The following is a 20,806-nucleotide window of genomic DNA, read 5'->3' on the forward strand; positions in this document are numbered from 1 at the left end:
TTGATATGATTGCAGCAGAAGTTGCCTCCGCTTATCCGATGAAGACCCCGCGAGCCGAAGCTCTTCCCAGCATGCGTGTTCTGCTCGTGCTCCCAACCTATTTTCCTGAGTCATATGGCGGCGGCGAACAACAGGCGCGGCGATTTGCTCGGGTGCTGGTTGAAAGCGGCGTTTCCGCAACCATTCTGGCGCCCAGTCTGTCGCACTTGACCTCGAAACGGTCCGCCATCGACGGGGTGCCTATCCATCGCCTTCGTTTGCGCGCGGCTCCGTATTTGGGCGGGCGGCATATGCTGTCGTTCCTGTCGTGGTGTGTCCAAGTTGTGATCTGGATGCTGCGCCGTCGCGACGAATTCGATGTCGTACATATCATCCACGCCCGACTTCACGCTGTTCCGGCGGCGTTGGCAGGAGCCCTCCTGCGCAAACCGGTTCTCGCAAAATTGGGCCGGGGCGGACGGTGTTTCGATCTCGACGTTGTGCGCGAAAAGAAAATCATCGGTCGCTGGGCGTCCGCCTTGATTAAACGTCACGTCACGGCCTTCATCGCCAATAGCCGCCAAATCGCTGGTGATCTGAAGAGACATGGCATCGGCGCGGATCGCATTCATATGATTCCGAATGGGATCGATCTGCCCCGCAAGCCGCGCCGCGAGCCGAGCGCCGATGGCAGCCGACGCTTTATCTGCCTTGGCCGTCTCGATCCGGAAAAATGCCTCGAGCACATGATCGATGCGTTCGCGGCACTTCCCGCCGACGCAAAGGCGCAACTCACCATCCTGGGCGATGGCCAGTGCCGCGCCACCCTCGAGGAGCAGGCGGCCCGGTTGGGCCTTTCCAGCAGGGTCACTTTCGCCGGCGCGGTTGAAGATGTCTTTCCCTTTCTGCGGGAGGCTGATTTCTATCTTTCCACTTCGGTTACGGAAGGCATGTCAAACGCACTGCTCGAGGCCATGAGTTGCGGCGTGGTCCCGATCATCACCGATGTCAGCGGTGCATCCGACGTTGTGAAGCATGAGCGCAGCGGCTTCTTGGCTCGCTCGCATGTGGAGTATTGCGGACTCCTTCATCGCGCGCTCGGCCTATCGGAAGCCGAGCGCGATGAGATGGCGCGGCGCGCAGTACAAACAGTCACTGCGCGATTCAGCATGGAGAGCGTCGCAGCACGGCAAATGAGGTTGTATGCCACTCTTGTGGACACTGCCACCCAGATCGTGAGGCGGTAGGTTATTCAGGAGCAACCCCGAAGCCGGCCTACGCAATGACGACTATTGATGCCGGAGAGAGGCGCTGAACGAGATGCATCCACTGAAACTGGTTTTTGCGCTTCCGGCAATCCCCGGCCAAGCGGCAAACATGGTGCCGGTCGTGAACGCATGCAGCGCTTTTGAAGCAGCCGGTTGTCCGATAGCCACATTTTTAAGCAGCGTGGAGCTATGCGCGGCCCCTTTCCGCTATTCAATTATGAAGCAGCCAAGGCGGTTTGCTAGCCTTATCCGGAGGCTCTCACCCGAAAAGCGACAGGCAATAACGGGCAATAAAATGCCATTACAATCCCGCCGCTCGGCCTGTGGCTGGTGTAGGAGTGCCAGCGGACCAGCTATTGCTAATATCGTTGCGGCAACCGCCTTGTCGCTTGCTTTGAGCGCCTACAACGCAGCAAAGAGGCCAAGTAAGCAGCCATGACGGTCGACTCGCGCGAAAGGCTGAGATTCGTGGCTAGGGAAAAGTGTCCTGGATGCGGCAGTACAAATATAGCCATACTATACGACTCCCCCTTTTCCCAAACGGATGTTCGTAGGTTCGTGCACGAATGCTTTCGTGGACGGATCTCCGACCAAAACCTTAATGGTGCGCGATACACGATTGCGCAATGCCGCGCTTGTATTCTGTATTTTCAGAGAGAAATTCTAGACAGCAAAGGCATGGAATTTCTCTATGACGACGTTAGTGACGAATCTGTTTCTCTGGCCAAGAGGGAACGCGCGGGCCGAAGCTATTTCGATAACCTGCTGCGGTCTGCTGGGATGATCGAGGAATTGTTGTACATTCCTCCAGTGGCACGCCACATAAAGGTCTTGGATTTTGGGATGGGGTGGGGCCACTGGGCCATCGCAGCGCGCGCCCTTGGCTATGATGTTGTCGGGGCCGAGCTGTCAGCGCGGCGCAAATCATTCGCGGCCGCGCACGGCATTCAGACCATTGATCCGAGTGAAGTGGAAAATGAGAGGTTCGACTTCATACATATGAATCAGGTGCTGGAGCATGTGTCTGAGCCACGCGAATCCGTAAGACAGCTGGCTCGAATCTTGAAGCCTTCTGGCATTATAAAGATATCCGTTCCCTTTGGCGAATTGGTTGCGCCGCAGATAACATCGGGCTGGAAGATAGAAAAAAATGAACTGTACCCGCTCGGACATATCAATGCATTTACAGATCGATCTCTGGATACGCTCTGCGAGAGCGTAGGTCTCAAACGCGTTGCTCCTTCAGAATATGTAACACCTAAGGCGCGTCTACGTGCACTCTATCAGAAGCTGCGCTGGCCTCGAAGAGCAAATGGCTATTTCCGCAAAAATGAGGGGCGTCGCTGAAGAGATTGCTGCTGGATGCAACAAGGCGGTTCCAGTCAGCCTGTGCGACCGTGACGGCGCGGTGCTTATGCTGGGATGCCTATCCGCTGGCATTATGACTTGGGTTGATGAAGCGATGACGAAAACGGTGATTGGACGCCTGAGGAATTCACCCGCGAGGCGTGGGCGAGAAAATAGCTCATGAGGTTGGAGCACGCTTGCATGCACTGAAGCGTGGCAGTCGAATTGGACAGTCCGGAGCAGGTCAACTTGGACGAGGTAACTGGACATAAAAACCTGACACGAAGGGCAGCCAACGGCCTCTCGTGGTCGGGTGCCACATTGCTGGCCCGAACCTTTTTGAATGTCCTGGTCACGGCCATTCTCGCGCGCCTGCTTTCCCCCCAGGAGTACGGCGTTGCCGGCGCTGCGCTGATCATCGCATCCGTCGGCAATAACATTGCCAATCTCGGCATGTCGCAAGTCCTGGTCCAGCGACGGGACGTCGACGAGCGCCATATCGGAACCGCAATTTCTTTGTCCGTGATAATCGCTGCCATTCTCGGCATACTTCAATGGGTGTTTGCACCACAGATTGCAGATTTTCTTCATGTGCCGGAATTGGTCCTCATTTCGCGCCTCCTTGCTGTGATGATGGTCGCGAACGCGTTCAATCTGACCGCCGAGGCCATTTTGTCGCGGCACCTGAAATTCAGAATATCCTCCACAGCGAGTCTGGTCGCTTGGATTGCTTCCCATGTCGGCCTAGCCATTCCGCTTGCCTATTTTGGACTCAGCTATTGGGCCTTGGTGATCGCATATATGGCCGAGGCATCGATCTTGGCCAGCATCTATTTCTTCATCGCCAGGGACTATCTCGTGAGGCCCAGTTTCGACATGCAGTCCTATCGCGATATCCGCAGACAGAGCCTGGGCTATTCGCTGGCTGGTATATCAGCCGTCACCGCAAAATATATCGATAATGTTATTGTCGCGCGGTTGATCGGCACTGCAGAGCTGGGCATTTACTCGCGAGCGTATTATCTGATTGCGATGCCAGCAAGTCTGTTCGGAAATCTGAACAAGAGCGTGATTTTCCCGCTCCTGTCGAAGGTTCATCACGACAAGGCCAGGCTATGCAGCGCTCAGCTCAAGGGGTATGCTTTAACGGCGGCGCTTGCTCTACCGACTAGCGCGTTTCTATGCTGTTTCGCAAAAGAGATTGTTCTCACAATTCTCGGCCAGAAATGGACGGATGCCGTCGTTCCCATTATCATATTCTCTGCAGTAATTTATTTCCGCGTCGGTTACAGAGTGTGCGGAGTCGTGACGCTTGCGACGGGCCAAAGTTACCGAACGGCCTCCATGCAGATCATTTACATGGCCCTTGTCGCTTCATTCGCGTTCTTCTCGGCGCCCTACGGCGTGAACGCAGTGGCCTTTTCAGTGTCCGGCGCCATTGCGACGAGTTTCTTCCTTTATGCGGCGATGACTTGTCGGATAACGGGATTATCAGCTGTGGATTTCGCGCTCGTACATGTGCCGCCTGTCGCATTCGCCGCTGTGGTGTTCGCCACTGGCTCGGCGGTCAAAATGCTGCTTGCCGGATCGCCCGACTATCTTGTGCTCGCGACCGGGCTTCTCGTTATAGGTACATTGTCCGTTGTCACTGTCTATCTGAGAGCGTCGCTACTCTTCGGAAAACATGGTGCGGAAGTCTTGCAAACTCTAACATCCAAGAAAACGAAATGGATTAGATTTGTATAGCCCACGGTATCTGCACACTCGGCGCCTCTCCGACTGCCCATCCGACGACTTAGAGTCTCTTATACCGGGACTGGAGACACAGTCGGCGGCCTTGAGACGGCAGGCCTCCTTGACGCCGTTTTCTCTCATCGGAATTCGACCTTGCGCGGGGCAAACCGGGTTCAGTGAACGGCTGCTCCTCTGTGCTCGAACAGGCACTACGCACTGGGGACCGTGAAACTTGTCTATGCCTGTCCCGTGCCTGTTCGGGGCCAGGCGGCAAACGCCGTTAACCGCACAAGGTCAGAAATTATCATCTCCATAATCGAACAATTCTGCGGTTGCGCGGGTGCCTGTCGAAATCCGCTGTCGTGCTGAACGATCGAGGCGGGCAACCGCTCGGGTGTTGACGTCTGGTGCGATGTGATCGGATGCTTCGTCCAATTTTATCCGCAGCCTTTCGCCAGTTGCGGCGTCTGCGTTTGCCTTTCGCGCCGCCCCAAATGATTTAACCTTAAACCGGATCTTTCCGTCCTCCGCTGCCGCTATGCCGAGCGCGTCGTAAAGGCTTCTAACAAACGCATCCGGTGATTGGATCAAGTCCTCGAATCGAAGCGATAGCGCATCACGCTTCCTCGAGGCTTTGAACATCAGGCTAGTCACATCATTGTACCATTTGATCGCGAGCGCCTCGCTGAGACCGCTGCGTATCAGCCCTTCGCACATCGGTAATGGATGCCGCGTAAGCACAAGGTTCCGCGCTTCCATAAAGCCGCGCGCAATCGCGTCGTCGAATGCAATGTAGTAATCCATCACCTTCAGAACGACGTAGCGTGCTTGGGACTTTTCGTTGCGCTCCCCGGGGCGGACGGTCTCGGCAGTCGCTGCGCGGATATGACGCCAAAAGACGGGAACAGATGCCCAGTTGACGGCCCCGCCAATATGGCACGCGGCCTTGCGCAGCTTGTAGTAGCGTCCGAATACTCCCTCATGCCATTCGCGGTATGGCATCAACACATCCGGCGAGCTGCCGATGATATTCCAGACAATATTTGACCCACCTCGGCCAAAGCAATTCAATAGAAGCGCATTGGGCGGAAGAGCTTTGCCCGGCCTGGTGGGAGGCGAAGCACCGATCCTGTCAGCGGTCTGCATCTGCTTTCTCCAGTTATCGCATTAGGCGCGACCCACTTCCCCAGCTGTCGTTGAAAGGTTAAACTGAAACCTATGATATGCTGCGGAGCTTGTGAGGAGAAGCGCGATAGTAAGTAACGGGTGTCCATGCGGAGTCTCATCCCGAAACCAGCAATTATTGGCACACGACAATGACTAACCGCTTTTCTCGCCGGGACCTGGCGCGGGCCGCATGCGCCGCCCTTGTGCTGGCGGCATCCGGTCGCCCAGGACGGGATGCTCGCGCCGCCGGTCCGGCGCAAGGCTCGCAGCCGAAAGCTCACTCCTGGCATCCTGGTCTGTTCCCGGAAATGATTGTGAAATCCTGGTTTCAGGAGGATCTGGCCGAGGGCGAAGTCTCCTCATGGCAATCGGCCGGCGCGAAGCCGGTGGCTGCGATGCAAGCCGAGCCCTCCCTGCGCCCGACAAAGCTTCCGAATAACGGCGGAGTCCATTTCAAACAGGGTACGAGACAGGCGTTGACCTGGCCCGCCGATAGCGATGCGCCTTACCTTCACCGCTGGTGGCTCGTGATCGCCCGGTGCAATTCGGCGATCAATGCCGACGCGGAATACGTTTCCGTTGTTTGCGCCAATGGCGCGGAGGGTGGCCCGGTGCATCGCCAACCCCAGGTCTGTTTCAAGCCATCGGCCGGCACATTCGTTTCGCGGCTCCATGACGGCAAGCTCAAGAGCGAGGAAGGGCAGTGCTCGACCGATTTTGACGAATGGAATGTCATGGTCGGGTACCGCCGCGGGTTCGTGATGCAGGCTGTGGTGAATGGGATCAAGACGGCCGGCCAGACGGTTTATGCATTGACACCCAACCGGATGAAATCGCAGAGCTTCATGGGCGATGTGAACAATCCGATGAGGGCCGATGTCGCGATCGATTGCGTCATTATCGGGCAAAGCGAACTAAATGACTCCCAGATCGACAGGCTGATGGGATGGGGCATGTGGCGCATCGGCCGGCAATCCGCCCTGCCCGACGTTCATCCCTATCGCCAGAGCGCTCCTTCAGCTGTGGATGCGAACGACAAACCGGCACGTTATGCCTTTGATTCAGTCTCGTGGGCGTCCTGGACAGCCATCGGCAATGAACGGCGATATGGTCATCGTGGTGAGGCGGCGCCGCCGATCCGCGGTTACACAACGGTTTTTTTTGACGACTTCGACTCCAACACGGTTGTCGATGATTCCAAAGGCGCGCAAAGCAGCATCTGGTATGCGCCGACCCATCTGACGACCGTTGGTGTTGACGCCGCTACGCCGCCGATGTCGGCGTCGCCCTCCTCCTATGTGCACGACGCCAGCAGCCACACGCTGGCGCTCCGGCTCTTGCACAAGCGGCGTTGGAGAACAGGTGCATTCTCTTCCGTGAACAACAATGGCCAGGGGCGGTGTTGGGGAAAGGGGATCTTTGAGATCCGCGCCAGAATGCCGAAGATACTCGCGCCCCGCCCTGGATTTTTTCCTGCTTTCTGGGCGTATGGGAAGGAGCATCTATTCTGGCGGACGCGCAATCGTCTTGAGACGGACTTTTGGGAATATGACGGTCTCAATGGGGCCTATATCAACATCAGCCAGCACGTGCACAAACCCAGACTCGACTATGCAGATCCACATATCACGCCACGTAGCGTGCACCGGAAAATCGCCGGCTATCAAGTCGATCCATCAAGTGGTTTTCCCAGCACGATGGACGTATACGATGGCGAATTTCATACTTGGTATGCGCAGATCGAAGATGATTATACCTATTTCGTGATCGACGGCTATGAAGTGGCGCGCGTTCCGACGACACCGGAACTCGCAGCAAAAAAATACATCATTGTGGATTTCGCCTACGATGAAAAAAAGGGGCGCGCTCAACCGAACCCGTCGCAAACGTATGACATGGTGATTGACTATATAAGGGTCCGGCAGACGGAAACGGATCTGGCTAGGGCCCCGACGGCCTTCAGCGCATTGCCGGCCTTCTCGGGCCAGACCTCACCGGGCCAGGCGCTGACCGTCGTACCGAATGTTATTGCGTCGCAAATAGAGTATCTATGGTATCGTGACGGCGTTCCGATCGTGGGCGAAACCGGCACAAGCTATGAGCTCAGCTCGCGGGATGTCGGGCATAAGATTCGCTGCCATGTTCGCGCGGTCTCTGTGCTCGACCAGCCAGAAGCCTGGACCCCGGAGAGCGAGACCGTCGGCTAGAACGCATCGACTGCGCGACGCCAGGATGCGTCATCACTCTCGTCGGACTGCTGACGAGCTCTGCCGCCAGTAAGCCTCCCCACAGCCGAGGCGCGTGAGTTTTCCCAACAGGCGGAAACCTCTTCGATATGCGATGCCACAGCGGGCGGAACGATGAGGTCGTCGGCTGGAGCAGGGTGAAGTGTTTCTCCGCGGGCTGGCATTGATACATCCAATAAGTTCTGTTTCCGGGGAAGAGAATATGCTAAAGAAGATCGCGCCCAGCGAGAGAGCTGTGATGCGTTACCTTCTGACATTCGCGGTACTGAGCCTCTTCCTGCCAATCAGACTCGAGACGGGTCTTGTATTGCTGCGTCCGTTCGAGCTGATCGCATTGCTGATGCTCTTTTTTGGCCTGGCGACGGGGCGTTGGCGAAGGTTGGCTTTTTCAGCCGGTTTTCTACTGCTCCTGCCCTTCTTGGGCTGGCACGTGGTCTCGGCCTTCAGCGTGGACGCAGAGAATGGCCTGCGCGAGCTGTTGCAGATCTCCGCTGTGGGCGCCTTTGCGTTCGCCTTGGCACAGGAGGCCAGCCGCGTCGACACGCACAAGGCCGTCAACATCTTGCTTTTCGGCATGGTGCTGATCCTCGCCTATACGATCACCTGGCATGTCGCCCATGGCTACTTGGTCGGTTGGAAGCATCTGTTCGATCCGAGGCTCGCGTTCACCTTCCTTCCAATTGCGCTCGCAGGGCTCCTCCTCTTCGTCAACGGGGGCAAGCGGCGCACCCTTTGGTTTATATGGGCGGGGATACTTCCCCTGCTCGTGCTATCTGGGGAACGCAAGGCGTTTTTGATCTATCTCTTTCTGACCGCCGCGCTTCTGATGCGCGGACGGCTCGCTGCGATGGTGCCAGCGATCGCCGCGGGCTTCGTGGCACTTTTCGTGCTGTCGACCACGGTCAATAACGCCTATGTCGAGAAGCAGATGCAGACCATTCTCGATCCGCTGAGCATGGGGCAATACGAATATCTGGCCGCGACGGGGAAATATGCCCCTGGAGACACCCCGAGCAATGTCCAGCGCGCGTTTGCTTTCACTCTGTCCAGACAACTCATCTCCGAACATCCACTGATGGGCGTGGGTACGAACCAATTCAAGAATATTATCGATACGGATTTCAGCGGACTTCCTGGCGAGTTGCGGCTTGGGATACATGGCGAGTTTCAACGTATCCTCACCGAGAACGGCATCATTGGGCTCAGCCTCTATGTTCTCATATGGATTGCTGCATGGTTTCGCTTAAGCCGTACTCTAAGCTGGGCGCTTTCTCACGGATTGATCGGAGCGGCCCAGGCACGGCTTCTGCCCCTCGTGCTCCTTGTTCCTTGCGCCTTTTACGTTGGAACAGAAGCCTCCGGCACACGAGCTTTCGTTACGCTGAGTCTTGTCTCGCTCCTGCCTGAATTGACGCGGCACGGGCTTTGCCTATCATTGCACAGGATGCGGAGGAGCCACCCCAGGAGCATGAGACATCCTGGATTTCTCGCGAGCCCCTTGCAAGGAAACACGAGATGAGTGTTTCGGTTATCATGACATGCCACAATGAAGAACGCTTCATCGCGCAGGCAGTGGAAAGCGTGATTAATCAGACCGCCTCGAGCCACATCAAAGAGATCATCATTGTCAATGATGGCTCGAAGGACGGCTCGTCGGAAGTGATTGCCTCGCTGGGTCGCAGGGAGCCGCGCGTGCATGTCCTGACGACGGCGGGTATCGGGCTTTCATCGGCGAGGAATCTTGCCATCAGACATGCTGCCGGCGATCTTATTGCAATTCTGGACGGCGATGACTTCTGGGCCGAGGACAAGCTTGAGCGTCAATTAGCCGTCTTGGGCAATGGCTGCAAGGCAGGTCTTGTCTATGGCGATTTCGTCGATTTTTCCGCTCCGGATCTGTCCGATGCTATACACGTCGCCGTGCGCCGCTATCGCGCGGACCAATGCGATACGCTGCCGACATATTTTCTGCTTGATGGGCCGATTGTTCCTTCCAGTATGGTTATGCGGCGGGAAATGGTCGAAGATATCGGGTTATTCAACGAGGCATTTAGGGCTGGAGAGGATACAGAGTTTTGTATGCGCGCAGCCGAGCGTTGGACATTTCAATATGTGGCCGAAGCACTCGTCTATAAACGGCGCCATGGCTCGAACATAACCCGCAGACTCGACGCGCTTCTGCCGGTAGCCGAACGACTCACGCGAGAATGGGCCATGCGACGGCGGGAACTTACGCACCTCGCGCGTCGGCGCAACGCGCGTTTGTACGCAAAGGCGGGCAATGATTGCGTGGCTCAAGGCGAAAAGAAACGCGGAGCGCGCTTGCTCATTCGCGCGATGTGGCACGATCCATTGTCATGGCGGGTGTACGTTTACTTTTTTCTTTGCGCCCTGCCGAGGGGCATGGATCCGCAGGTGCGCCGTGCAGCCAAGCTATTGTTCTACCGCGCCTTGCGCAAAGACTTTGCTGACGGCTCTTAAAGATGCTGGCGGAATGGCGAGAGCTCGAGCATCTCAGGCGGCAGCCCTGGAATCCTTCCGTAGCGATTATTCTGTACCGCGACACAGGACCATAACGGAGGCGAAATCAGAGCTCTCCGCGGTCGCCAAGTCTCTCTTAACGCGGGTAAGAACTTGAAAGGTCTCCAGACCCACCACTGAGCCCTCACCACAAGCGCAGGAGAATTCCACACAAGATCGGGCTGTTAGTTGCGACAGTAAACACGAGGTGCAAGAGAATCGGAGCGCTTCACTATCACATGCGAATTCTTTACTTCATCAACGGATTCGATCCCGGTGGCGCCGAGCATGGGCTACTCACCTTGCTGCAAGCAGGATTTTTCAGCGGCCACGAGCTGAAGATTCTCGCCTTTTGCCGTGGTCGCGGGGCTCTTGCCGATGAAATCGCCGCACAGATCGGAGAGCATAATCTTATCCTGACGTCGCAGAGTGAAGAGCCTTCCTTGCGCACCTTTGTGGGTACGTTCTTTGTAATGTTGCGCCTTATCTGGGAGTGGCGGCCGGATATGGTTGCGTTGTCGCTCAAGCAGGCCAATCTCCTGGGACGGCTAGTTGCGATGTTTGCTCCTCGGCTGCACTGCGTTTCATTCGAACACACTACCCGCTACCGCTCCCGGCGCGCCGCAGGTATTTATGGCCCTGTGCTCAAGGCCCTGTCCTGGCGCGTCGACGAAATCTGGGCTGATTGCGAAAGTACGCTGCGGGAGACGCAAGCCTACTTCCTGCCGCGCAGGCGCCGCTCGCATATAGTGCCTTTGTTTTGCGCCGATGAGGCTTCCAGCCACAAGCGCGATTACGCGCTTCACACACCCTTGCGCCTTGCTGCTGCCGGACGGCTTATCGCGCTAAAGAACTTTGACCGCCTGATCGAGGCCGTCCGAATGCTCCAAGACCGCGGCGTTTCTGCAAGCCTCGATCTTTACGGCGATGGGCCGGAACGGCAGGGGCTTTCGCGCAAGGCGGATGAGCTCGGCGTTGGAGATCGCGTGCACTTCCATGGCTATGTCGCGCGCTGGTCCGAGCTCGCCTCTGATCGTGACGTGTTCATCAACCTGTCCGATACGGAAGGGTTCTGCATCGTCGTCGCCGAGGCGATGCTTGCCGGACTTCCGGTGATCGCGACTGACGTCGGCGGTATCCGAGATTACGGCAAGGATGGAAAGAATATGCTGAAGCTTACTGTTCCCTCGGCGGAGATGGCGGTGACGCAAGCACTGGTGTTCGCGGGCGATGAAACGCTCCGCAAGAAGATCGGAATGCAGGCACGACAGGATATGCTGCAGGCCTATTCGCAGGGTGCTTTGCGTGTCCGTGCTACGGCAGTGTTGGGTGGCGGAATGTAAGGAGCTGGCGACCAAGATAGCCGGGCCGATCGTGAATTCTGACGGCTCGGCATCGCACCTGTCTGACATGGTTCTCGACCTGGCGCTTCTCCCAGCCCGATGCCAGCGCGCGGGATTGTATTGCCGGTCCTTGCCGACGAACACCATCTCCACCGCCCTATTCGTGTTGTCGTAGATGATGCGCGCAGAAGGCGAACGCCCGGTCATGCTCGTCGAACACCATTTCCTGAATCTGGCGCGGATAAGCCCGGACGAATATCATTAGACTAGTCGTCATTCTCGGCATTCGAGGAGTTTGTCCGTCAAAGCCCTCCTCGGGCTATCTGCATAAGACAAAAAATGCTTGCTCCACAACTAGGCTTGGTAATACCGACTATGACGTTCACTGTAAAATTCGGCACTGCCGAACTTTTGATACAGCTTGATTCTTTTGAGATCGACCTTGTTAAGCAGAACGCCGATACATTTATCCGCAAGGATCGGATTGTTGTTGAGGCTTTCGCGCACGAATGTACGAGCGGTCACGCCCCATTCAACAACCAGAACAAGGCCGTCGAGATGCTGGACAAAGGACCTCACGTCCGCGACTGGAGCTAACGGGGGCAAATCAACGACGACGTAGTTGAACATAGAGCCCACCTTGAGCAGAAAGTCGCCCATTTTCTCGATAGGCTGTACGGTCTCTGCGAGCTTTTGTTGCCTCTGGTTCACCCCGGGCAGGAACCTCAATGACAATGACTGATGAGCAAGCAAATCTCTCCGATTGAAGTCTCCAGCCAACACATTGGCTAGGCCTCGTTCCCAGCCGTTGGCTAACATAGGGGACAAGCCCGGATTGTGGATGTCGGCATCGATCAACAGCGTCCTACAATGCTGCATAGCGAGAACCATCGCAAAATTAGCCGCGACCACCGACTTCCCTTCTCCCGGGAGGCAGGAAACGATGCCGATCGCCCTGGTGCTCTTCCTTGGTAACTCGACATCAACAGCGACTTTCACCGTTCGCATCGCTTCAGCGAATTCCGAGCGCGGATGTTGCTCTACCCAGTTGAAAGCGCTGTTCCCCACCTCGATGAATGACGGCTCTTCGGTCGCAATGAATGACGGCTCTTCGGTCGCACGATCACGCTTGTTTCGGCGAATTGGCTTTCCGTCCAGCAACGGGATCATTCCGAGCGTGTCAAGTCCGAGCTCATCGCGCACTTGACCCCTCGTGCGGAAAAAGCGCTCCCGGTACTCCCGAACTCCGCCCACACCGGCGCCAATCATGCCGCCAAGCACGGCGCAGACCGCCAACGTAAGAATGCTATTCGGAGAACTCGGTCTGCTGGGGTATGGTGCCTCCGAGATAACCCGCGCCTCCGGCAACGCCATCGAAAGGTTCTGCAGGCTCGCTTGGTATTGCTGCAGGACCTGTTCATATTGCGACTTGAGAGAGGACGCCTCAAGTTCGAGCTGGCGCAAGGTAACCAGCGTTTCCTTCGTCAGCGTATTGTCTGTTCGGAACCTGTGGACCGCGAGCTCGGCGTCGACCGATCGCTTCCGCACCCTCTCGAGCTCTTCCGCCAGTGCACTGCGAGCTCGGATAATCGACTCATCTTTGGCTCCGACTTGGTCAGAGATATAGATTTCCGCATACTTATTGGCTATTTTTTGCGCCATTTCAGCGCTAGGCGACTGAAATTGGACCTGCAGAATGTAAGAATCGCCTACACGAGCTACCGTTATATTTTCAGCCAGAATGCCAAATGCCTGCCATCGAGGATCGGGCCCTCGCGCCGCACTCGATTTCCACGGCGCTCCGCTTTCTTCGGAACTGCCAATGAATGACCGCACCACCCGAGCGACCGATCCTGTGAGACTGTTGAGCAACGAATACGGTGCTGACAAGAAAGGGCGATCGGTAGCAAGACCGAGGCTGTCAACGACCTTTAGCCCGATGCGGTCGGAACGCAACAATTCGACCTGGCTCAGCATCATCGGGTCAAGCTGTGTGGAGCTTCCGCTCTCTGTTAACTTCGTCACGACGGAGGGCTGGTTCTTGTCGATCAGGATTCTGGACGTCGACTCGTACAAGGGCACCTCGAGCCGAAGATACGCCAGCCCCAGCACAAGGCCTGCGAGCGCGCACGTAAGGACGAACCTCAACTGCCGTCGCGCTGCCGCCACGAGTGTTTCGAGATCAATCGTTGCCGACTGAGGATCGCCAAATATCAAGGCAGAATCCGGGTGCCGATTTTCAACTTCGCGGAGCATAAGCCTTCAGACCCGTGGGGTGAGACTGGCAGCGCATAGGTAGTCAAAAACACCATACCACATTGTCTGACCAAATGTCTTGAAATTCAGTATCCACGCCGGCGGAGCCGCCCCTCCCCAAAGACGCAAAATTTTAACCTCGGATTGCAATAAATGAACCTCACGCGGCCCATGCTGTCTGCAATTCCGCTACACGTCATGCGATCCAATTAAAGGAAGAAATCGGGTCGTATTGCCAAATGGCAAAACATCTGAGCAAGAGATTCCGGGTCTAGGTTGAGCCTGTCGTACGGGAAACAGGGACGTCGATTGGAATGACTCGTCGATCACCGGCGCGCGATATCGATCACCGTAAGAGTTCTGGGCGCATTTGGCGCATCGCGGAACGCCTCTCAGGTGCCCGAATAAGACAGGTTGCAGTCACATTTTGTATCGTGATGTGGGGTGTCATCCTGCTGATCGTCCTACTCTAAACAGCCAGAGCCTATAAAGGCGGAGAGTGGTCCACCTTATTCACTAAGTGGCTCGGCAGTTGCTCCCTTTCGGACTCATCGGGTGGGGTATTTGGCTTCGGAAACACGGATACTTTGGAGACCGAGCGCCACACTAGCAGCATGACAGCAACAAAGTACCCGATCTGTATCAAGATCCCACAAATTAACGTTTGGACAAACGTACTCCAGAGCGAGGCGGTAAGCAAATATGTACTGATGGCGAATGCCGACAGGACTATGATAAAGCCGCGCAAAAAAAGCAAAAAGGACATCGCCGTCCCACTCGCAGCCGCTCGCGCGACGCGCTCCTTGGCTATTCAGCCCTCAACGCATTAACCATCATAACATATCGGAACGGGTTAGAGCGATCAAATATTAGGAGATGCGAATAAAAACACACCCTAACCTTTGCCAAGACGCTTTCGGCGGATATGGCGGCCGCGCCTCATGCGACCAATGCCATTCAGGCCTTCCTTCTTGTGCTCGCGTAGATGGCCAGCGTTTCGACCAAATGGCCGAAGCCATTGCTCGGTGCCTGGTCGACCATGAGCAGGTAGCGCGCGACCGGTCGCTCGCTGGTCGGCGGTGTCGCTCCCGATCGGCGATGCGATGGCCACGTCAGCGATAACGCTTGCGGCTCCATGACTGCGCCAGGTTGACGATCAAGAGCATCAAGAATGACAGCACCAGCATGATCGCCGCGATGGCGGTCGCCGCCGCGTAATTATATTCCTCCAGCCGGATGACGATCAGAAGCGGTGCGATTTCGGATTTATAGGGCAGATTGCCGGCGATGAAGATGACGGAACCGTACTCGCCGACGCCGCGCGCGAAGGCCAGCGCGAAACCGGTGACGATGGCCGGCGCCAGTCCGGGAAGCAGAACGCGGCTGATGATCTGGAAGCGATTGGCGCCGAGCGTGGCCGCCACTTCCTCTACCTCCTTGTCGATCTCCTCTATGATCGGCTGCACGGTGCGTACGACGAAGGGCAGGCCGATGAAGATCAGCGCAATTACGATGCCAAGCGGCGTGTAGGCGACCTTGATGCCGAGCGGCGTCAGAAGGCTTCCGATCCAGCCGTTCGGTGCGTAGAGCGTGGTCAGCGCAATGCCGGCGACCGCTGTCGGCAGCGCGAAGGGCAGGTCGACCATGGCATCGACGATGCGGCGGCCGGGAAAGCTGTAGCGCACCAGTACCCACGCGACGATCGTGCCGAAGACGACGTTGACAGCGGCGGCAATGAAGGCGGTGCCGAAGCTGATCTCAAGCGCGTTAATGGTGCGGCGGTCGGTGACGATCGCCCAAAAGTCGGTCCAGCCGAGCGCCGCCGAGCGCCAGATCAGCCCGGACAGGGGAATGAGGATGATGAGGGTGAGGTAGGCAAGCGAGAAGCCGAGCGTCAATCCGAAACCCGGAATGACGCTCGGCTGTCTGAACCGCCACCCCGCCTTGGCGGGTGCTGTGGTCATGTCGTCCTGATCTAAATGCTACTGGGCCGGCTTGTAGATCTGGTCGAATATGCCTTCCTACCGAAGTGATGGCGCCGGACGTGTGGCACATGGCTGAAAAGCGCGGTTCATCGGTCGATGTAGCCGTGATGCGCGAGATAGTTGATAACCTGTTCGGCCAGCTCCTCCGACGCGCTCACCCCTGCCGCCAGCACAATTTCCGGCGACTCTGGCTCTTCATAGGGGCTGTCGATGCCAGTGAAATTTTTAAGTCGACCTAGACGCGCGCTCTTGTACAGTCCCTTTGGGTCCCGTTTCTCGGCCACGTGGAGAGGTGTACTCACGAAAATTTCGACATACTCTCCCGCAGCAAATAGCTCTCGGGCCATTTTGCGCTCGGCCCGGAACGGCGATATGAACGACGCCAAGACAATCAAGCCGGCGTCGACCATCAATTTCCCCACCTCACTGGCGCGCCGCAGGTTCTCGACACGGTCAGCATCCGTGAAACCAAGGTCACGGTTGAGGTCGTGGCGAACATTGTCACCGTCGAGAAGATATGTGTGCCGCCCCATTGAGACGAGGCGCTTTTCTACCAGGTTAGCAATCGTTGACTTGCCCGCCCCCGAAAGACCGGTAAACCACAAGATGACCGGTTTCTGACCTTTCAGGCGCGATCGTATGGCTTTGTTTATCTCCACTGCCTGGCAATGAATATTGGATGCCCGACGCAAGGCGAAAACAATCATTCCGGCACCGACCGTCTGGTTTGACAGCCGATCAATCATGATGAAGCCGCCCATAACGCGGTTGGACGAATACGGCTCGAACGCGATCGGCTCCTGCGTCGACAGGTTAAGTGCGCCGATCTCGTTTAGGTGGAGCGTCTTGGCCGCCAATTTTTGAAACGTATTCACGTCGACCTTGTACTTTATCTCCATCACGCTTGCACCCACAGTGCGCGAGCCAATCTTGAGATAATAGGTCCGCCCTGGGATGAGCTCGTCGTCGCTCATCCAGATCACGTGGGCCGAAAACTGATCAGAAACCTCGGGGCGGCTGGCAGCTGCACAAATGATGTCACCACGCGAAACATCAATTTCGTGTTCCAGAACCAAGGTAATCGCTTCGCCAGCCGCCGCCCATTCGTGCTGGCCGTCGTAGGTGATGATCGACTTGACCCTGGACGTACAACCGGACTGTGCGACAACGACTGGATCCCCAACGTTGACCACGCCACATGCGATTGTTCCCGAATAGCCACGGAAGTTCAAATTCGGTCTATTGACCCATTGCACCGGCAACCGGAATGGGCCGGCTGTTTCATCGCGGACCACATCGACGGTTTCGAGGTGCTCGATGAGCGTCGGCCCTTCATACCACGCCAACTTGGCGCTCCGCTCCGCCAGGTTGTCGCCAAAGCGTGCCGACATCGGAATGGAGAGTATCGTTTTGAAGCCAAGGTCCGCGATGAAAGTCTGATAGTCAGCGCCAATCCGATCAAAGGCCTTCTGGGAGTAATCCACCAGGTCGATCTTGTTGATTGCGGCAACGAGGTGCTTGATCCCAAGCAGCGACGCGATGAAAGTATGGCGGCGTGTCTGCGTGAGCACCCCCTTCCGCGCGTCGATGAGAATGACGGCAAGGTCGGCATTCGACGCGCCGGTCGCCATGTTGCGCGTGTATTGCTCATGGCCAGGCGTGTCAGCGACAATGAACTTGCGGCGATGGGTCGAAAAGAATCGATAGGCGACATCGATGGTGATGCCTTGTTCACGCTCCGCTTCCAAACCGTCCACCAGACGCGCGAAATCGATGTCATCTCCAGTTGTTCCGTGCTTACGAGAATCGCGTCTCAGACCCGCGAGCTGATCCTCAAAAAGCAGTTTGGCATCGTAAAGCAGGCGTCCGATCAGTGTCGATTTTCCGTCATCGACACTTCCACACGTCAGGAAACGAAGCAGGTCCTTGCTTTCATGGCGCTCCAGGTACTGGCTGATCGCTGCGGGGTCTATCGGTATCGCGTTCATCAGAAGTATCCCTCCCGCCTCTTTTTTTCCATCGCCCCTGACTCGTCGTGATCGATTAGACGCCCAGAGCGCTCGGACGTTCGAGCAAACAGCATCTCGTAGACGATCTCCGCAACCGTCGACGCATCCGATTCAATTGCGGCGGTCAGCGGGTAGCAACCCAAAGTGCGAAAGCGCACCATTCTCATTTCCGGTATTTCGCCGGGCTCAAGCGGCAGCCGGTCATCATCGACCATTATCAGCACGTCCTGGCGCCACACGACCGGACGCTTGGCCGCGAAATAGAGCGAAACGACGGGAATGTTTTCCTTCAGGATGTACTGCCAAATGTCGAGCTCGGTCCAATTGGAAAGAGGGAAGACACGGATGGACTCCCCATGACGAATCCGCCCGTTGAAAACATTCCAGAGTTCCGGGCGCTGGGTCTTCGGATCCCAGTTGTGATTTTCCGTTCGAAAGGAAAAGATGCGCTCCTTGGCTCGGCTTTTCTCCTCATCGCGTCGAGCCCCGCCAAACGCTGCGTCGAATTTATACTTGGTCAACGCCTGCTTGAGTGCGTCGGTTTTCATAACGCTTGTGTAAGTGGAAGAGCCGTAAGTGAACGGGTTGATCCCTTCCTTCAAGCCCTGCATGTTGGTATGGACGATCAGATCCATGCCCGCGCACTCGGCAGCATCATCACGGAACTGAATCATCTGCTTGAATTTCCAAGTCGTATCGACGTGAAGTAGCGGAAAGGGCGGGCGCGACGGAAAGTACGCCTTGAGCGCCAAATGCAACATTACCGACGAGTCTTTGCCGATCGAATAGAGCATTACCGGGTTTTGAAATTCCGCCGCAACCTCGCGGAAAATGTGGATTGACTCTGCCTCAAGTCGCTTAAGGTGGGTCAATCTTCCGCTGGAGACGAAGGGGGTTCCATTCGTGGCCACCATATCGTGCAGCATCTCACGCTTTCCCTCTTCACGATCCTCCATCGACAGAGCGAGGCGTGCTTTTCATCCGCGGTGTGCTCGTGGAGCAATCGGGGACTACACCGAGCCTCTGAGCCCAATTTTTCCGACGTAGAATTCTGCTTCGCCGTAAGCGACAAGATTTGCAAAATCGACATCTGATCGTTGGCGCCCCCTTGTTGTAGGTCCCTCGAGATTAAGGACGATGCCACCAGCAACTCGCAGGATTGCGTCGCCAGCCGCCGTGTCCCACTCCATGGTTCTGCCTGGCCGGGGATAGGTGTCCGTCTCACCTGCCGCTACACGCCAGAGCTTCAGCAATGGCCCTGAGGGAACGGCGCTAACCATACGGTCCATTATGTCGATCCCGTCCAACTCTTCCGCCTGTGCGACTTTTGTACCGAGCTTTACGTGGGATACCGGGATACCTGGGATAAATGAGGCATATCGGCGACACTCGCTGTGACCGCGGACACAGTGAACTCGATATTTTCATGACAGGTTGGAGCAGCTGATATGCTGCTCGATCCGCAACTGCTCGATCCATTAAATGCGTTGCGACAAGGGGCTGAATTGGTTGGTTATGTGTATGACTGTCAGCCGTTCGAACACACGAGAGCGCGAATGTTGAATAGATCGGTGCGCTGGCGAGCAGGCAGCTGCGCCGCGCTCACATGCTTGTTACTCTTGTTCGTCTACGCGAACCTGTCGAATGGCCCTGCCCTAGCACAGGAGTACAACGTCGACGAGTACCGTCTGCAGACTGGCGACGTGATCGGCTTCGCGGTCATAGGCTATCCCGAGATGCAAAAGCGAGCTGTGATCGACCAGAGCGGTACAATTGTGTTGCCGGTCTTGGGCCCCCTAAAGGTTCGCCAGAAGACAATAGAGGATGTTCGCAAGGAGGTAATCGAGGTCCTAAAACCGAAGTCCCTTCCGCAACGATCCGCTGACGGCACTGAGAATTGGACCGGGTTCTATCCAGATCAGATTATAGTTGATATTGAGGAATACCGACCGGTCTATATCGACGGGGACATTGCCTCTCCTGGGACTCAGGCCTTCCGACCAGGAATGGCTGTCCGACAAGCTGTGGCTGCGGGCGGCGGCTATAAGCTCGGTCGCGGCGAGGTTGAAAACCCTGAAATGACAGTAGCGGACCTTGGCGGCCGCCTCTACGTTCTGCGCATCAAGTATCAGGAAAGCCAAATCAAGGCTGCTCGAATAGAGGCGCAGCTGAGCGGCGCCAGGGCGATCGAGGTTCCGGAGGCAGAACGTGACCCGAGCCTCGAACCCCGTCGCGACGAAGCTTTGCAGCAGGAACAGAAGCATCTTGAAGCTCTCTATGTGGATCAGGAGAAAGAGCGCGCTTCAATCAAGTTGGCCACGACCAAGGCGGCGGAACGGATGGGCTACCTGAAGGAGCAGCAGAAGGCGGATCAAGCTGGCGCGGCAGCGGATGCGGCTGAACTTGATCGCCTCAAGAAGCTCTTCGAAAAAGGTCTGATCCAGATCACCATGATCAACGATGCTCAACGCGCAGTGCTCTTGTCAGCGACCCGCGCTTTGCAAACCAACGCTGAGATCTCTCGACTTGAACGCGACCAAGGGGAATTGCAGCGCAGCCTTGAGAAGCTTACCGACCAGGGTCGAATTAACCTGTTGGCTGACTTGCAGACTGAAAGCGCGGCGATGATGGAAATGCGCGCTGAGATGGATTCTTTGGCCAAACAAATCGCCTATGTGAGGCAGCTGCGCAGCGACCTTTTGGCCGAAGGGGGCCGCCGGGTTATGATGGGTGTAACCCGTTCCAATGACGGAAAGACAGCGACGATCGAGGCGACCGAAGATACTCTGCTCGCTCCGGGTGACACCATCACAATTACGCTACAGGCCCCACCAGGAGCGGCGATCGCGAACTAACTGATTAAATATTGTTACGGCGTTCATCGTCACACCTCCCCTGCCAAACGGAGGACGAAACCCGCAAGCTGCTGCCGGGCACCTGAAGTGGACGACG

15 protein-coding genes and 1 pseudogene are annotated in these 20,806 nt (G+C 56.6%); 8 read left to right on the forward strand and 8 right to left on the reverse strand.

Features of this window, described 5'->3' with window-relative positions:
- Nucleotides 1-5 precede the first annotated feature (5 nt).
- From NKH80_RS01925 to NKH80_RS01935, 3 genes are all read left to right on the forward strand, one after another.
- A complete protein-coding gene (locus NKH80_RS01925) occupies nucleotides 6-1,226 on the forward strand; it encodes a glycosyltransferase (RefSeq protein ID WP_352707126.1) in 1,221 nt (406 codons plus the stop codon).
- Nucleotides 1,227-1,925: 699 nt separating this feature from the next.
- A complete protein-coding gene (locus NKH80_RS01930; RefSeq protein ID WP_352989238.1) occupies nucleotides 1,926-2,594 on the forward strand; it encodes a class I SAM-dependent methyltransferase in 669 nt (222 codons plus the stop codon).
- Nucleotides 2,595-2,843: 249 nt separating this feature from the next.
- Nucleotides 2,844-4,340, forward strand: coding sequence for a lipopolysaccharide biosynthesis protein (locus NKH80_RS01935; protein ID WP_352707123.1), 1,497 nt, complete (start codon nucleotides 2,844-2,846; stop codon nucleotides 4,338-4,340).
- Nucleotides 4,341-4,622: 282 nt separating this feature from the next.
- On the opposite strand, the gene NKH80_RS01940 is transcribed toward NKH80_RS01935, so the two are convergent.
- Nucleotides 4,623-5,474, reverse strand: coding sequence for a sulfotransferase (locus NKH80_RS01940; RefSeq protein ID WP_352707121.1), 852 nt, complete (start codon nucleotides 5,472-5,474; stop codon nucleotides 4,623-4,625).
- A gap of 170 nt (nucleotides 5,475-5,644) precedes the next feature.
- Here NKH80_RS01940 and NKH80_RS01945 point away from each other — a divergent pair, with 170 nt between their 5' ends.
- The 4 genes from NKH80_RS01945 to NKH80_RS01960 all read left to right on the forward strand — a co-directional run bounded on the left by NKH80_RS01945 (nucleotide 5,645) and on the right by NKH80_RS01960 (nucleotide 11,604).
- On the forward strand, nucleotides 5,645-7,702 hold the full coding sequence (locus NKH80_RS01945; protein WP_352989241.1) for a hypothetical protein: 2,058 nt from the start codon (nucleotides 5,645-5,647) through the stop codon (nucleotides 7,700-7,702).
- A 241-nt stretch (nucleotides 7,703-7,943) separates the two neighbouring features.
- Nucleotides 7,944-9,260: an O-antigen ligase family protein gene (locus NKH80_RS01950; RefSeq protein WP_352989244.1), complete on the forward strand. Its 1,317-nt coding sequence runs from the start codon at nucleotides 7,944-7,946 to the stop codon at nucleotides 9,258-9,260.
- On the forward strand, nucleotides 9,257-10,222 hold the full coding sequence (locus NKH80_RS01955; RefSeq protein ID WP_352989247.1) for a glycosyltransferase family 2 protein: 966 nt from the start codon (nucleotides 9,257-9,259) through the stop codon (nucleotides 10,220-10,222). Before NKH80_RS01950 ends, NKH80_RS01955 begins: the two co-directional genes overlap by 4 nt.
- A 278-nt stretch (nucleotides 10,223-10,500) precedes the next feature.
- A complete protein-coding gene (locus tag NKH80_RS01960; protein ID WP_352707112.1) occupies nucleotides 10,501-11,604 on the forward strand; it encodes a glycosyltransferase in 1,104 nt (367 codons plus the stop codon).
- A 46-nt stretch (nucleotides 11,605-11,650) separates the two neighbouring features.
- On the opposite strand, the pseudogene NKH80_RS01965 reads toward NKH80_RS01960, so the two are convergent.
- The 7 genes and pseudogenes from NKH80_RS01965 to NKH80_RS01995 form a co-directional block, all read right to left on the reverse strand.
- A pseudogene (locus NKH80_RS01965) lies at nucleotides 11,651-11,884 on the reverse strand (IS21 family transposase); the annotation flags it as partial.
- Nucleotides 11,885-11,958: 74 nt separating this feature from the next.
- Nucleotides 11,959-13,860 (reverse strand): Wzz/FepE/Etk N-terminal domain-containing protein, encoded by a 1,902-nt coding sequence (locus NKH80_RS01970; RefSeq protein ID WP_352824013.1) that lies wholly within the window; start codon nucleotides 13,858-13,860, stop codon nucleotides 11,959-11,961.
- A 484-nt stretch (nucleotides 13,861-14,344) separates the two neighbouring features.
- Nucleotides 14,345-14,626, reverse strand: coding sequence for an exopolysaccharide production repressor protein (locus NKH80_RS01975; RefSeq protein WP_352707108.1), 282 nt, complete (start codon nucleotides 14,624-14,626; stop codon nucleotides 14,345-14,347).
- 346 nt (nucleotides 14,627-14,972) lie between these two features.
- The gene (gene cysT / locus NKH80_RS01980; RefSeq protein WP_352989252.1) at nucleotides 14,973-15,824 is read right to left on the reverse strand and encodes a sulfate ABC transporter permease subunit CysT; all 852 of its coding nucleotides are present in this window, start codon (nucleotides 15,822-15,824) and stop codon (nucleotides 14,973-14,975) included.
- 107 nt (nucleotides 15,825-15,931) lie between these two features.
- On the reverse strand, nucleotides 15,932-17,833 hold the full coding sequence (gene cysN, locus NKH80_RS01985; protein ID WP_352706271.1) for a sulfate adenylyltransferase subunit CysN: 1,902 nt from the start codon (nucleotides 17,831-17,833) through the stop codon (nucleotides 15,932-15,934).
- Nucleotides 17,833-18,780 carry a sulfate adenylyltransferase subunit CysD gene (cysD, locus tag NKH80_RS01990; protein WP_352739470.1) on the reverse strand — a complete coding sequence of 316 codons (948 nt, stop codon included), beginning with the start codon at nucleotides 18,778-18,780 and terminating at the stop codon, nucleotides 17,833-17,835. Before cysD ends, cysN begins: the two co-directional genes overlap by 1 nt.
- An 84-nt stretch (nucleotides 18,781-18,864) precedes the next feature.
- On the reverse strand, nucleotides 18,865-19,143 hold the full coding sequence (locus NKH80_RS01995; protein WP_502899863.1) for an inositol monophosphatase family protein: 279 nt from the start codon (nucleotides 19,141-19,143) through the stop codon (nucleotides 18,865-18,867).
- 159 nt (nucleotides 19,144-19,302) lie between these two features.
- Between NKH80_RS01995 and NKH80_RS02000 the strand changes: the two genes are divergently transcribed.
- Complete coding sequence (locus tag NKH80_RS02000; RefSeq protein WP_352706276.1) at nucleotides 19,303-20,709, forward strand: polysaccharide biosynthesis/export family protein; 1,407 nt, start codon at nucleotides 19,303-19,305, stop codon at nucleotides 20,707-20,709.
- The last annotated feature ends 97 nt before the right edge of the window (nucleotides 20,710-20,806 follow it).

It is taken from the genome of Mesorhizobium sp. M0904 (assembly GCF_040319475.1).
Lineage (GTDB): Bacteria > Pseudomonadota > Alphaproteobacteria > Rhizobiales > Rhizobiaceae > Mesorhizobium.